The organism is Stutzerimonas stutzeri, assembly GCF_038561965.1.
Lineage (GTDB): Bacteria > Pseudomonadota > Gammaproteobacteria > Pseudomonadales > Pseudomonadaceae > Stutzerimonas > Stutzerimonas stutzeri_AA.
In genome coordinates this window covers 1,150,715-1,163,668 of record NZ_CP139348.1, presented here as the reverse complement: position 1 = coordinate 1,163,668, position 12,954 = coordinate 1,150,715, and the positions used below count along the sequence as shown (strand labels likewise).

Genomic DNA, 12,954 nt, shown 5'->3' with positions numbered 1-12,954 from the left:
AAACTATCGAGTTACCCGTAGGAGGGAACGACCCATGGCCCGAATGAGAGCAATCGATGCCGCCGTAGCGGTATTGCGCAAGGAAGGCATCGACACCGCCTTCGGCATCCCCGGTGCCGCGATCAATCCGCTGTACTCCGCCCTGCGCGCCGACGGCGGCATACGCCACATCCTTGCTCGTCATGTCGAAGGCGCTTCGCACATGGCCGAGGGCTATACCCGCACCAAGGCCGGCAACATCGGCGTGTGCATCGGCACCTCGGGCCCGGCCGGCACCGACATGATCACCGGCCTTTACTCCGCCTGGGCCGACTCGATACCGATCCTCTGCATCACCGGCCAGGCGCCGCGTGCTCGCCTCTATAAAGAAGATTTCCAGGCCGTGGACATCGAGTCCATCGCCAAGCCGGTGACCAAGTGGGCCGTGACCGTACGTGAGCCGGCGCTGGTGCCGCGCGTGTTCCAGCAAGCTTTCCACGTGATGCGCTCCGGTCGCCCCGGCCCTGTGCTGATCGACCTGCCGTTTGACGTGCAGATGGCCGAGATCGAATTCGACGTCGACACCTACGAACCGCTCGCCGTCTACAAGCCGGCCGCGACCCGCAAGCAGGTCGAGAAAGCCATCGACATGCTCTGCGCCGCCGAGCGTCCGCTGATCGTTGCTGGCGGCGGCATCTACAACGCCGGTGCCGAAGCTTTGCTGGTGGAGTTCGCCGAAACCGTTGGCGTACCGGTGATTCCGACCTTGATGGGCTGGGGCTCGATCCCCGATGACCATCCGCTGATGGCTGGCATGTGCGGGCTGCAGACCAGCCATCGCTACGGTAACGCGAACATGCTGGCCTCGGACTTCGTGCTCGGCATCGGCAACCGCTGGGCCAATCGCCACACCGGCACGGTCGAGGTCTACACCAAGGACCGCACCTTCGTGCACGTGGATATCGAACCGACCCAGATCGGCCGGGTGTTCTCGCCGGACTTCGGCATCACCTCCGATGCGGGCGCCGCGCTGAAGCTGTTCGTCGAAATCGCCAAGGAACGCAAGGCTGCGGGCAAGCTGCCGGATCGCACGCCGTGGGCTGCGGACTGCCAGGAGCGCAAGCGGACGATGCTGCGCAAGACCCACTTCGACTCGGTGCCGATGAAGCCGCAGCGCGTGTATCAGTGCATGAACAATGCCTTCGGCCGCGACGCCTGCTACGTCAGCACCATCGGTCTGTCGCAGATCGCCGCCGCGCAGTTCCTGCATGTCTACAAGCCGCGCCACTGGATCAACTGCGGCCAGGCCGGCCCGCTCGGCTGGACCATTCCGGCAGCGCTGGGTGTGGTCGCGGCTGACCCGACGCGCAAGGTGGTGGCGCTGTCGGGCGACTACGATTTCCAGTTCATGATCGAGGAGCTGGCGGTGGGTGCGCAGTTCAAGCTGCCCTACATCCACATCCTGGTGAACAACGCCTACCTCGGCCTGATCCGCCAGGCGCAGCGCGGCTTCGAGATGGATTACTGCGTGCAGCTGGGCTTCGAGAACATCAATGCCGACCACAGCGGCATGGAAGGTTACGGCGTCGACCACGTCGCGGTGGTCGAGGGCCTGGGCTGCAAGGCGATCCGCGTGTTCAAGCAGGAAGACCTGCGCCCCGCCATCGAACAGGCCCAGGCCTGGATGGCCGAGCATCAGGTGCCGGTGGTGATCGAGGTGATCCTCGAGCGGGTCACCAACATCGCCATGGGCACCGAGATCGACGCCATCAACGAATTCGAGGCGCTGGCCGAAGGCCGCGAAGACGCACCGACCGCGATTGGCTTGCTGGATTGATTCAGCTGTAACCAACGACGCGTGGACGACGCTTCGCGGTCTTCCTCGCTACCTAAGCGAATGTAGGGTGGATGTCGCGAAGCACATCCACCGCATGTCACCGCCGACGAATCGATTTCTCAACGTTCCCGGCACCGAAGCAAAACCTAATTGATCCCTACAGATCACAAGGAGAACCCCCATGCCCCGCTTTGCCGCCAACCTGTCGATGCTGTTCACCGAGCAGGACTTTACTGACCGCTTCGCCGCCGCCGCCCAGGCCGGCTTCAGCGGTGTCGAGTACCTGTTCCCCTACGACTACCCGGCCGAGGAGATCAAGGCCCGGCTGGAGGCCAACGGCCTGACCCAGGTGCTGTTCAACCTGCCGGCCGGTGACTGGGCGAGCGGAGAGCGCGGTATCGCGATCCTGCCGGAGCGAGTCGAAGAGTTCCGCGCGGGCGTCGATCAAGCGATCGCCTATGCCAAGGTGCTCGGCAACACTCAGGTCAACTGCCTGGCCGGTATCGCTCCGCGCAGCGCCGACCTCGGCAAGCTGGAGATGACCTTCATCGAGAACCTTCGCTATGCCGCGCAGAAACTCGAACAGGCCGGTATCCGCCTGGTGATGGAGATGATCAACACCCGCGACATCCCGCGCTTCTTCCTCAACAACACCTCCCAGGCGCAGGAAATTCGCGGCAAGGTCGGCCATCCCAACCTGTTCCTGCAGTACGACATCTATCACATGCAGATCATGGAAGGTGACCTGGCCCGGACCATCGAAACCAACCTGGAGGCGATCAACCACATCCAGCTGGCCGACAACCCGGGCCGTAACGAACCGGGCACCGGCGAGATCAACTACCACTTCCTGTTCGAGCATCTGGACCGCATCGGCTACCAGGGCTGGGTCGGCTGTGAATACAAGCCGGCCACCACTACGGAAGCAGGCCTTGGCTGGCTGAAAAGCCACAACGCCATCTGAACTGACGCGAACCAGACTAATTTTGAGGAGAACACTCATGGCTAAGATCGGATTTATCGGCACCGGCATCATGGGCTTGCCCATGGCTCAGAACCTGCAGAAGGCCGGCCACAGCCTTTTCGTTTCCACACACCACGATCCTGCTCCGGCGTCCCTGCTCGAAGCCGGTGCCGTCGCCCTGGCCAACCCGAAGGAAGTCGCCCAGGAAGCCGAGTTCATCATCGTCATGGTGCCGGATACCCCGCACGTCGAAGATGTGCTGTTCCGTGAGAACGGCATTGCCGAAGGTGTTGGCCCGAACAAGCTGGTGATCGACATGAGCTCGATCTCCCCTAGCGCCACCAAGCAGTTCGCCGAAAAGATCAACGCTACCGGCGCCCAGTACCTCGACGCACCGGTATCAGGCGGTGAAGTCGGCGCCAAGGCCGCAACGCTGTCGATCATGGTCGGCGGCAGCGAAGAAAGTTTCGCCCGTGCCCTGCCGCTGTTCCAGGCGATGGGCAAGAACATCACCCTGGTCGGCGGCAACGGCGACGGCCAGACCGCCAAGGTGGCCAACCAGATCATCGTTGCGCTGAACATCCAGGCCGTCGGCGAGGCCCTGCTGTTCGCCGCGAAGAACGGTGCCGATCCGGCCCGCGTTCGCGAGGCACTGATGGGCGGTTTCGCCGGTTCGAAAATTCTCGAAGTGCATGGCGAACGCATGATCAAGGGCACCTTCGACCCGGGCTTCCGCATCAGCCTGCATCAGAAGGACCTCAACCTGGCCTTGGCCGGCGCTCGCGAGCTGGGCCTGAACCTGCCCAACACGGCCAACGCGCAACAGGTATTCAGCACCTGCGCGGCCATCGGCGGCAGCGGCTGGGACCACTCGGCGCTGATCAAGGGCCTGGAGCACATGGCCAATTTCTCGATCCGCAAGGAGTAACGCCTTCGAGCGCGTGGCGACGGGCCAGCGGCACCCACCTTCAGGGACAGACAGACCGGGTGGTGGGTAGTCGCGAAGCCTGACGCAACGTCGCTCAAAGGGTCGGGTTGCAGGTTCGCAAGGTCGGAATCATCGCGTCTCCCCCACGACCGCAAGCCCTGCGCAGCTCAGCCCGACCGCCGTCTCGTACGGCACCTTTTCGATTCGCCCGGCACAAGGAGTCACGGCCCGACTGCCGGGCGGGTCGATTTCAATTGCAGACCTTAGTGCTTGCATTGGCGAGCCCTAAGGTCTGGAATCGGTTGCAGACCTCATACAAGGAGCTTCAGATGACCCTCGACCCACAAGCCCTGCTGCGCCAGTTGTTCGACAGCGCCATCGAGGCCGCTCACCCGCGTCACGTGCTTGTCGACCACCTGCCGGAAGACCGCAGCGGTCGCGCCATCGTCATTGGCGCAGGCAAGGCGGCCGCGGCCATGGCCGAAGCCATCGAGAAGGTATGGGAAGGCGAACTCTCCGGCCTCGTGGTGACTCGCTACGAGCACCATGCCGACTGCCGCCGCATCGAGGTCGTCGAGGCCGCCCACCCGGTACCGGACGATGCCGGCGAGCGCGTCGCCCGGCGCGTGCTGGAACTGGTCAGCAACCTCGAGGAAAGCGACCGGGTGATCTTCTTGCTTTCTGGCGGCGGCTCCTCGCTGCTGGCACTGCCGGCAGAAGGCATCTCGCTGGCCGACAAGCAGGCGATCAACAAGGCCTTGCTGCGCTCCGGCGCGCACATCGGCGAGATGAACTGCGTGCGCAAGCACCTTTCGGCGATCAAGGGCGGACGCCTGGCCAAAGCCTGCTGGCCAGCGAGCGTTTACACCTATGCGATTTCCGACGTGCCCGGCGACGAAGCCACGGTAATAGCGTCCGGCCCCACCGTGGCCGATCCGACTACATCGGCGCAGGCATTGGAAATTCTCGAGCGTTATCACATCGAGGTGCCGGCCAACGTTCGCGCCTGGCTCGAAGACCCACGCTCGGAAACCCTCAAGCCGGGCGATCCGATGCTTTCGCGCAGCCACTTCCAGTTGATCGCCACGCCGCAACAATCGCTCGACGCGGCGGCTGAGGCGGCCCGCGCTGCCGGCATTACGCCGCTGATCCTCGGCGATCTGGAAGGCGAGGCGCGCGAGGTCGCCAAGGTCCATGCCGGTATCGCTCGTCAGGTGGTGCTGCACGGCCAGCCGATCGCCGCGCCTTGCGTGATCCTCTCTGGCGGTGAAACCACGGTGACCGTGCGCGGCAACGGTCGTGGCGGGCGCAACGCCGAATTTCTCCTGAGCCTCACCGAAAACCTCCAGGGCCTGCCTGGGGTTTACGCGATGGCCGGTGACACTGACGGCATCGATGGCTCGGAAGACAACGCCGGCGCGCTGATGACCCCGAACAGCTACACCCGTGCCGAGGCCCAGGGCATGCGCGCCGCCGATGCGCTGGCCAACAATGATGGCTACGGCTACTTCGCCGCGCTGGACAGCCTGATCGTCACCGGCCCGACGCGCACCAACGTCAACGATTTTCGCGCCATCCTGATTCTGCCGCCCTCGGCCTAGACCGAGGACGCTCACCTGCCAGCGAGCCCGCCATGAAAGCCGACAAGAAGGTCAAGATACTTGCCACCCTAGGCCCCACCACCCGCAGCATCGACGATGTGCGCGCACTGGTCGGAGCCGGGGTCAACCTGTTCCGCCTGAACTTCAGCCATGGCGAGCACGCCGACCATGCCGAGCGCTTCGCCTGGATTCGCGAGGTGGAGCGTGAGCTGAACCAGCCGATCGGCATCCTCATGGACCTGCAAGGGCCCAAGCTCAGGGTGGGCCGCTTCGCCGAAGGCAAGGTGCGACTGGAACGCGACCAGGCCTTCCGCCTGGATCTGGATCCGACGCCGGGCGACAGCCAGCGGGTCAACCTGCCGCATCCGGAAATCATCGCCGCGCTGGAACCCGGCATGCAGTTGCTGATTGACGATGGCCGCTTGCGCCTTACCGTCACCGGGCGCCACGGCGATGCAATCGACACCCGCGTGGTGGCCGGCGGCGAGTTGTCCGACCGCAAGGGCGTCAATGTCCCGGAAGCAGTACTGGAGCTGAGCCCGCTGACGGACAAGGATCGCCGCGACCTGACGTTCGGCCTGCAGCTGGGTTTCGATTGGGTCGCACTGTCCTTCGTCCAGCGCCCGCAGGATATTCATGAGGCGCGCAAGCTGATCGGTGATCGCGCCTTCCTGATGGCCAAGATCGAGAAGCCGTCGGCTGTGCAGCATCTGCGCGAGATCGCACGCCTGTCCGACGCAATCATGGTGGCGCGCGGCGACCTGGGCGTGGAAGTGCCGGCCGAGAACGTGCCGCGTATCCAGAAGAACATCGTGCGCATCTGCCGTCAGCTGGGTCGACCGGTCGTAGTGGCCACGCAGATGCTCGAGTCCATGCGCTTCGCCCCGGCGCCGACTCGCGCCGAGGTCACCGACGTGGCCAATGCGGTTGCCGAGGGCGCGGACGCGGTGATGCTCTCCGCGGAAACCGCTTCCGGCGACTACCCGCTGGAAGCGGTGAGCATGATGAGCAAGATCATTCGCCAGGTGGAAAGCGGCCCGGATTTCCAGGCTCAGCTCGATGTACACCGACCGAACGCAGAGGCCACCCTGCCGGATGCCATCAGCTGCGCCATCCGCCGTATCAGCGGCATCCTGCCGGTGGCAGTGCTAGTCAACTACACCGAGTCAGGACGGTCGAGCCTGCGCGCCTCGCGCGAGCGCCCGGCCACGCCGATCCTAAGCCTGACGCCGAGCGTCGCCACCGCGCGTAAGCTCACCGTGGCCTGGGGCGTGTACTCGGTAGTGGATGCACCGATGCGCGACATGGAACAGGTCAGCAGTCACGCCCTGGAACTAGCGCGTGCACAGGGCATGGCGGATAGCGGCGACACGGTGCTGATCACCGCCGGCGTTCCCCTCGGCCAGCCGGGCACTACCAACACGCTGCGCATCGAAGTCCTGAGCTGACCAGGCCGGGCGTCTGCCTGGCCAAGCCAACCGATACCACCTCTGCCGCCGGCCCCATGCGGGCCGGCGCCCTTGCGTTCGCCCGGATTTCGCCGATGCGTGCTCCCGTTGCACTTCGCGCCGTGCTCCATGCCTTTGCCCAGATTTTCCTCCAGCGCCATGCCGGCTGTGGCGCGCTGGTCATCCTCGCACTGGCCCTGGCCAACCCGGCGCTGCTCGCTGGCGCCCTGTTCGGCGTTCTGATGGCCCATGCCGGCGCCGTCTGGCTGGGCTACCCGGCGGGCGATCACGAAGACGGTCTGTACGGCTACAACCCCGCCCTGCTCGGCGCGCTGCTGGTCCATCTACTCGGTCTTACGCCGGTGAGCCTGGCGACAATAGCGGCGGCCTCGCTAGCCAGCTGTCCGCTGCAGGCGTGGCTGCTCAACCGGCTGCGTCATCACGGCGGGCTGCCGGGGTTCACCTTTCCATTCGTCCTGATCGGATTCGTCACGCTGTTGGCGACTGCCCCTGCGCCTGCGTTCCTGGCCAGCAGGCTGCAGCCGGACGCCAGCGCGCTGTTCGGTGCCTGGCTGCTGGGCATCGGTCAGGTGGTCTTTATCGATGATCGGCTTGCGGCGGCCTGCCTGGTGACAGCGGTCGCCGTGGCGAACTGGCGTGATGCACTCTGGCTGCTGGCTGGCTCGGCGCTAGGCCTGGCGATTGCCACCTTGCTCGGCGCCCCCTGGCCCGACGGGCTGGCCGGCTTCAACCCGGCCCTGGCGGCCTTGGCGCTCGCCCAATGGCGGAGCGGCTGGAGCTTGCCGGTACTGGGCATGCTCGCCGCCATCGCGTTCTGGTTGATCCTTCAGGGTCTAGGGCTGCCGACCCTGACCCTGCCCTTTCTGCTGGCCACCTGGCTGGGCCTGCTGATTCGACCGCCGCGCCGCAGCCACAGCGGCTAGCTTTAGCCGCCAGTCGCCAGCGGGTCCTGTTCCTGCGGGTAGCGGTGCTCTTCTTCGACGTTGCCGTCGCTGCCATGCACGTTGACCAGCGCGGTACGCAGTTTCATGTAATCGCGGGTTTCATCGAGGATGTCCTGTCTGTTCCCGGCTTCGAGCAGTGCGCGTTGATCGCCTTCTTCGCGTAGCACCCAACGGTCGTCCTCGAACGTGATGTGATAAATCTCCATGGCGTATCTCCAACTGGTGGTTTGTATTGGGTTACCTGGTTAAGAAAGCCGCCAGCGTCCGAGGTTCGCCATTACCGGGCAGGGTTGAAAAGACCTTATAGGGTCGATCGAACCGTAATAATCAGGGTTGTTTCTACACTGGGTCCGCTGCAAACCTTGATTCAAGTCAATTCCAAGCTGGAACGATTGTTGAAAGACCTCTGGCAGAACGTTTCGTGATCGCGCGGCGATCACAGGACGCCATTCCCATCAGAGGAGTCAACAATGCTTTGTGCTGAACAGATCACCCTTATCAAGGCCACCGTACCGCTGCTGGAGAGCGGCGGCGAGGCGCTGACCACTCATTTCTACCAGCTGCTGCTCACCGAACATCCCGAGGTGCAGCCGCTATTCAACCAAGCCCACCAGGCCAGCGGCGAGCAGCCACGTGCCCTGGCCAACGGCGTATTGATGTACGCCAAACATATCGACCGCCTCGAAGCGCTCGGCCCACTGGTCGCACAGATCATCAACAAACACGTCGCCTTGCAGGTCCTGCCCGAGCATTACCCGCTGGTGGGCTCCTGCCTGCTGCGTGCCATTCGCGAAGTGCTGGGCGCGGAAGTCGCCACCGATGCGGTGATCGATGCCTGGGGTGCTGCCTATCGGCAGCTGGCTGACATCCTCATCGGCCAGGAAGAAGAACTCTATCAATCCAAGGCCGAGGCCGTTGGCGGCTGGCGTGGCGCGCGGCGTTTTCGCATCGCTCGCAAAGTCGTCGAGAGCGACGAGATCACCTCATTCCATCTGCAACCAGACGATGGCGAGCCAGTGATGGAGTTTCTGCCCGGCCAGTACATCGGCCTGCGCCTGGAGATCGACGGCAAGGACGTGCGGCGCAACTATTCGCTGTCCGCCGCCGGCAATGGCCGCGAATACCGCATTAGCGTCAAGCGCGAGCCCGGCGGCGTGGTGTCCAACGCTTTGCATGGCATGCCTGAGGACGCACTACTGGAACTGTTCGCACCGGCGGGCGAGTTCACCTTGCAACCCGGTGACAAGCCCTTGGTGCTGATCAGCGGCGGCGTGGGTATTACGCCAACCCTGGCAATGCTGGAACAGGCACTGGCCAGCGCACGACCGGTGCATTTCATCCACTGCGCCCGCAATGCCGAGGTACACGCTTTCCGCCATAGCGTGGATGCACTTGCCGAGCGCCACGCGCAGCTCAAGCGCTTCTACTGCTACGAGGAACACTCCGACGCAACGCCCGTGCCGGATGCCGTCGGCCGACTCAGCGAGCATCAACTCGCCGAATGGCTGCCCGCCGACCGCGATGTCGATGCCTACTTTCTCGGGCCGAAGCCGTTCATGGCTGCAGTTCGCCGTCAGCTGAAATCGCTCGGCGTGCCAGAGCAGCAGACTCGCTACGAGTTCTTCGGCCCCGCTTCCGCGCTCGATTGATCCATTCGGAGGCTCGCTCACGGCGAGCCTCTTCTCGAAGGAGACTCAGCCATGCTTTATCAAACGTCCGCGCCGCATCGTCTGATGAGCGCTGCCAATGCCTTGATGATCGCTGGCACGCTGCTTCTGCTGTCAGGCATCAGCGGCGCTTACCTGTTCGACCAATACCTGGCGATGGGCAGCATCGTCGCCGCCCATGCGCTGGTTATCCTCGGCCCTACGGCATTGAAGATCGGCTACGTCATGCGCCTTCTTGCCGAAAGACGCGAAAAACTTGCCGCCTGACGGTAACCAGATGCGCTCTTTCGGCAACTCATAACTTAGGCCAGCTCAACTTGCCGCTTCGCCTGTAATTTCACTCCGCCATAGTCCTACTCGACATAGGGGAAACCATTCGTCTACACATTTTAATTCTTCGAAACTCCTATCGCCGGACTGCCTCTGACACTGTGAAGGCTGTTGATCTCTTCTTCAGCCCTTTTGTGAAAGTCTCTATCCATTGAGGAGAAAAAGACATGGCAAATAACAATCCTGGCAACTTCGCCAACGATAAAGAGAAAGCATCAGAAGCTGGCCGCAAAGGCGGCCACAACAGCGGCGGAAACTTCGCCAACGACCGTGAAAAGGCCTCCGAGGCTGGCCGCAAGGGTGGCCAGAACAGCCACGGCGGTGGCCGCAGCAGCTAAACGCTGACGGCGTAAGAAGGGCAGGCGCCGATTGGCACCTGCCCTTCTTTTTGCCTTAAGGTTATAACGCCCATTAATCGGAATAGCCTTTACTTATCGATTAACTGCCGCCTAATAGCGATACCGAGATATCAAAATAATATATAAATAAAATCACCCTCAGCAACGCTTGCCAGCCAAGTAACGACACTTGTAAAACGCAGCTTGCCATTAGCAATATTACTTCATCCTCAACGAATTCAGCCTGTACCCTACGCCGTTTGTCGGTATCATCATGCGCTCTTTCCAACTTGGAGCAGTCGATGAACAGCAGCGCCTTTTCCGAGCGAATCATCCAGAGCCTGCTGGATACCGATTTCTACAAGCTGACCATGATGCAGGCAGTGCTGCATCATTATCCCAATGCAGAAGTCGAATGGGCGTTTCGCAGCCGCTCCGGCGAGGACCTGACACCTTTTCTCGATGAAATCCGCCAGCAGATCGAAGCACTTGCCGAGCTGCAGATAACACCCGAAGAGTTGGCCTTTCTCGAACGCATCCCCTATATGCAGCCGGATTTCATCCGTTTCCTGGGCCTGTTTCGCTTCGACCTGCGCTACCTGCGCGTCGGTATCGAAGACGGCGAACTGGTAATGCACCTGCGCGGCCCATGGCTGCACGTGATCCTTTTCGAGGTGCCGCTACTGGCTATCGTCAGCGAGGTGCGCAACCGGTCGCGCTACCCGCAGGTAACCATGGAGCAGGCAAGCGCGCGGCTGGATGAGAAGTTGAACTGGTTGCGCGGCCAGGCCAGCGCCGAGGAGCTGGCGAGCTTCACCCTGGCGGACTTCGGCACGCGCCGGCGCTTCTCCTATGCCGTCCAGGCAATGGTGGTTGAACGCCTGCAACACGGGTTTCCGGGCCGTTTCGTCGGCACCAGCAATGTGCATTTGGCGCGGGTACAACACGTGAAGCCGATGGGCACCATGGCTCACGAGTGGATCATGGCGCATCAGCAACTTGGCCCGCGGTTGATCGACAGTCAGGTCGCGGCACTCGATTGCTGGGTACGCGAGTACCGCGGTGCGCTGGGTATCGCGCTGACCGACTGCATCAACATGGATGCCTTTGTAAGCGATTTCGATCTGTACTTTGCCAAGCTGTTCGATGGCCTGCGCCATGACTCGGGCGACCCGCTGATCTGGGCCGAGAAGGCCATCGCGCACTATCAGCGTCTGGGCATCGACCCGCGGACCCGCCAGCTGATTTTTTCCGATGGCCTGAACTTCGCCAAGGCGCTGGATATTCACCGTGCCCTGATCGGCCGCACTCAGGCCAGCTTTGGCATCGGTACAGGCCTCACCTGCGACATTCCAGGTGTCGAGCCGACCAACATGGTCATCAAGATGACCGCCTGCAATGGCCAGCCGGTGGCGAAACTGTCGGATTCACCAGGCAAGACCATGTGCCGCGATGCCGCCTTCGTCAGCTATCTGCGGCATGTATTCAACGTCGCAGAAAGCTGACTGAACAGCGGCGAATCGAACGCCCGACCGATGCGCTATGCACCCGGAGCGAGCACTCCTTGCTCCAGGGCATCAAGATCCATCGCACAGAGGCGATTGCGCCCGCTCGTCTTGGCGTAGTACATGCGTTTGTCCGCCAGTTCCAGCAAGTCGCGGTAGTCAGTCACCTGATCGCAACGGCGCTCGGCCAGGCCGATGCTCGCCGTCAGCGCTGTGCCTTCCGGCCGCTGGCCCAGCCCATTGCCGACGATGCGTTCGAGCGCCTGGTGCGCCTGGTGCATGTCGGTGTCCGGCATGATCAGCACAAACTCCTCGCCGCCCCAGCGCAGCAGGCTATCGGAAGCACGCAGCTTAGCTACCAGGCGTCGGGCCGCCTCACGCAGCACCTGATCACCGGCTTCGTGGCCATGGTTGTCGTTGATTGCCTTGAAGTGGTCCAGATCAATAAATGCCAGGGCAAGAGCGCCGTTCTTGCGCTGCGCGCCATCCCACTGCAAGCGGAGGATTTCTTCGCCACTGCCGCGGGAGAAAATCCCGGTGAGCGGATCCCGAATGGCCTGGCGCACCAGCGCGAACATGAACGCCAGCTGGCTCATGCTGGCCAGGCTGGCGACGCCGGCAATCAGGATCAGCAGCCAGAACGCGCCGGCAAACGACGGCCAGTTGAGCGTCGCCCAGCTGAGGTAACCGGTCAGCGCCTGCGCCAGCAGCAGCAGGCAGGACAGCACCAGATTCTCCACCAGGGTCAACGGGAAGATGGTCAGCCCTGCCATCAGCACGAACGGCAGGAAGGCATAGCCGGCACCCACCACCGCGGAGAATTGCGCCAGCTGATAGCTGCCGAGCAAGGTGTGCGAAGCGATATAGAAGAGGGTCGGGATGGCGAACAAAATCGCGATCGCACGGTACGCATCCAACAGGTTGCCGCTGGGGCGATAGAACAACAGCAGGCAGGTGAACGCCAGGCAGGCCATCATCCGAAACCCGGCCAGCGCCGCCCAGAGCTGAGGTTCGAACACCATCAGATCGATCAGGCTCCACAACGGAGTCAGCACGGCGAAGAGGAAAGCGAACAAGCGCACGCGATTGACGATCAAGGTCGCGCGGCGCTGGCACAGCAGCAGCGGATGGCGCCCCGGGCTGAGCAGATGGCGAAGCTCGCTGGGCTTTAGCTCGCTGGGCAGTAGTGAACTCAAGCGGCTACGCAGCAGGTCGAGAAGTGATGGCATTTATTGTTGTGCTCCCTGGCTGGGAAATTCTATTTCCGTGCGGGCTGGTGATGTAGCTGGCAGTTCCGGCGGCCGCTAGCAAACGGTTCAGCCATCCAGTCAGATCATCGGGGCGATCGACTTGGCGTTCCCGATGCGCAAGCGCGGCGGATGGTATCAGTTG

General features: G+C 62.8%; 12 protein-coding genes. 10 read left to right on the top strand and 2 right to left on the bottom strand.

Going from position 1 to position 12,954, the window contains the following annotated elements:
* Positions 1-34 precede the first annotated feature (34 nt).
* The 6 genes from gcl (at position 35) to SM130_RS05170 (ending at position 7,701) form a co-directional block, all read left to right on the top strand.
* Positions 35-1,816: a glyoxylate carboligase gene (gcl, locus tag SM130_RS05195; RefSeq protein WP_102823082.1), complete on the top strand. Its 1,782-nt coding sequence runs from the start codon at positions 35-37 to the stop codon at positions 1,814-1,816.
* Between the two features lie 181 nt (positions 1,817-1,997).
* On the top strand, positions 1,998-2,780 hold the full coding sequence (gene hyi, locus SM130_RS05190) for a hydroxypyruvate isomerase (RefSeq protein WP_102823081.1): 783 nt from the start codon (positions 1,998-2,000) through the stop codon (positions 2,778-2,780).
* 37 nt (positions 2,781-2,817) lie between these two features.
* The gene (locus SM130_RS05185) at positions 2,818-3,708 is read left to right on the top strand and encodes a 2-hydroxy-3-oxopropionate reductase (RefSeq protein WP_102823080.1); all 891 of its coding nucleotides are present in this window, start codon (positions 2,818-2,820) and stop codon (positions 3,706-3,708) included.
* Between the two features lie 329 nt (positions 3,709-4,037).
* Entirely contained in the window at positions 4,038-5,309 is a 1,272-nt protein-coding gene (locus tag SM130_RS05180; protein ID WP_102823079.1) for a glycerate kinase type-2 family protein, read from the top strand.
* A 32-nt stretch (positions 5,310-5,341) separates the two neighbouring features.
* Entirely contained in the window at positions 5,342-6,757 is a 1,416-nt protein-coding gene (pyk, locus tag SM130_RS05175) for a pyruvate kinase (RefSeq protein ID WP_102823078.1), read from the top strand.
* A gap of 95 nt (positions 6,758-6,852) precedes the next feature.
* Positions 6,853-7,701, top strand: a complete 849-nt coding sequence (locus SM130_RS05170) for an urea transporter (RefSeq protein WP_102823077.1) — start codon at positions 6,853-6,855, stop codon at positions 7,699-7,701.
* A gap of 2 nt (positions 7,702-7,703) precedes the next feature.
* Here SM130_RS05170 and SM130_RS05165 read toward each other — a convergent pair whose 3' ends face one another.
* Positions 7,704-7,928, bottom strand: a complete 225-nt coding sequence (locus SM130_RS05165) for a DUF2188 domain-containing protein (RefSeq protein ID WP_102823076.1) — start codon at positions 7,926-7,928, stop codon at positions 7,704-7,706.
* A gap of 264 nt (positions 7,929-8,192) precedes the next feature.
* Here SM130_RS05165 and hmpA point away from each other — a divergent pair, with 264 nt between their 5' ends.
* The 4 genes from hmpA (at position 8,193) to pncB (ending at position 11,562) form a co-directional block, all read left to right on the top strand.
* Entirely contained in the window at positions 8,193-9,371 is a 1,179-nt protein-coding gene (gene hmpA, locus SM130_RS05160; RefSeq protein ID WP_102823075.1) for an NO-inducible flavohemoprotein, read from the top strand.
* A gap of 51 nt (positions 9,372-9,422) precedes the next feature.
* Positions 9,423-9,656 carry a hypothetical protein gene (locus tag SM130_RS05155; protein WP_102823074.1) on the top strand — a complete coding sequence of 78 codons (234 nt, stop codon included), beginning with the start codon at positions 9,423-9,425 and terminating at the stop codon, positions 9,654-9,656.
* Between the two features lie 230 nt (positions 9,657-9,886).
* Positions 9,887-10,057, top strand: coding sequence for a general stress protein (locus SM130_RS05150; protein WP_003294664.1), 171 nt, complete (start codon positions 9,887-9,889; stop codon positions 10,055-10,057).
* Between the two features lie 302 nt (positions 10,058-10,359).
* Positions 10,360-11,562 (top strand): nicotinate phosphoribosyltransferase, encoded by a 1,203-nt coding sequence (gene pncB, locus SM130_RS05145; protein ID WP_102823073.1) that lies wholly within the window; start codon positions 10,360-10,362, stop codon positions 11,560-11,562.
* A 35-nt stretch (positions 11,563-11,597) separates the two neighbouring features.
* On the opposite strand, the gene SM130_RS05140 is transcribed toward pncB, so the two are convergent.
* Positions 11,598-12,791 (bottom strand): GGDEF domain-containing protein, encoded by a 1,194-nt coding sequence (locus tag SM130_RS05140; RefSeq protein WP_102823072.1) that lies wholly within the window; start codon positions 12,789-12,791, stop codon positions 11,598-11,600.
* Positions 12,792-12,954 lie beyond the last annotated feature (163 nt).

Excerpts from the sequence above, each read along its gene's own strand:
- gcl (WP_102823082.1), top strand. The coding sequence starts at position 35 with ATGGCCCGAATGAGAGCAATCGATGCCGCCGTAGCGGTATTGCGCAAG.
- SM130_RS05180 (WP_102823079.1), top strand. The coding sequence starts at position 4,038 with ATGACCCTCGACCCACAAGCCCTGCTGCGCCAGTTGTTCGACAGCGCC.
- SM130_RS05165 (WP_102823076.1), bottom strand. The coding sequence starts at position 7,928 with ATGGAGATTTATCACATCACGTTCGAGGACGACCGTTGGGTGCTACGC.
- pncB (WP_102823073.1), top strand. The coding sequence starts at position 10,360 with ATGAACAGCAGCGCCTTTTCCGAGCGAATCATCCAGAGCCTGCTGGAT.
- SM130_RS05140 (WP_102823072.1), bottom strand. The coding sequence starts at position 12,791 with ATGCCATCACTTCTCGACCTGCTGCGTAGCCGCTTGAGTTCACTACTG.
- hyi (WP_102823081.1), top strand. The coding sequence starts at position 1,998 with ATGCCCCGCTTTGCCGCCAACCTGTCGATGCTGTTCACCGAGCAGGAC.
- SM130_RS05170 (WP_102823077.1), top strand. The coding sequence starts at position 6,853 with ATGCGTGCTCCCGTTGCACTTCGCGCCGTGCTCCATGCCTTTGCCCAG.
- pyk (WP_102823078.1), top strand. The coding sequence starts at position 5,342 with ATGAAAGCCGACAAGAAGGTCAAGATACTTGCCACCCTAGGCCCCACC.
- hmpA (WP_102823075.1), top strand. The coding sequence starts at position 8,193 with ATGCTTTGTGCTGAACAGATCACCCTTATCAAGGCCACCGTACCGCTG.
- SM130_RS05185 (WP_102823080.1), top strand. The coding sequence starts at position 2,818 with ATGGCTAAGATCGGATTTATCGGCACCGGCATCATGGGCTTGCCCATG.
- SM130_RS05155 (WP_102823074.1), top strand. The coding sequence starts at position 9,423 with ATGCTTTATCAAACGTCCGCGCCGCATCGTCTGATGAGCGCTGCCAAT.
- SM130_RS05150 (WP_003294664.1), top strand. The coding sequence starts at position 9,887 with ATGGCAAATAACAATCCTGGCAACTTCGCCAACGATAAAGAGAAAGCA.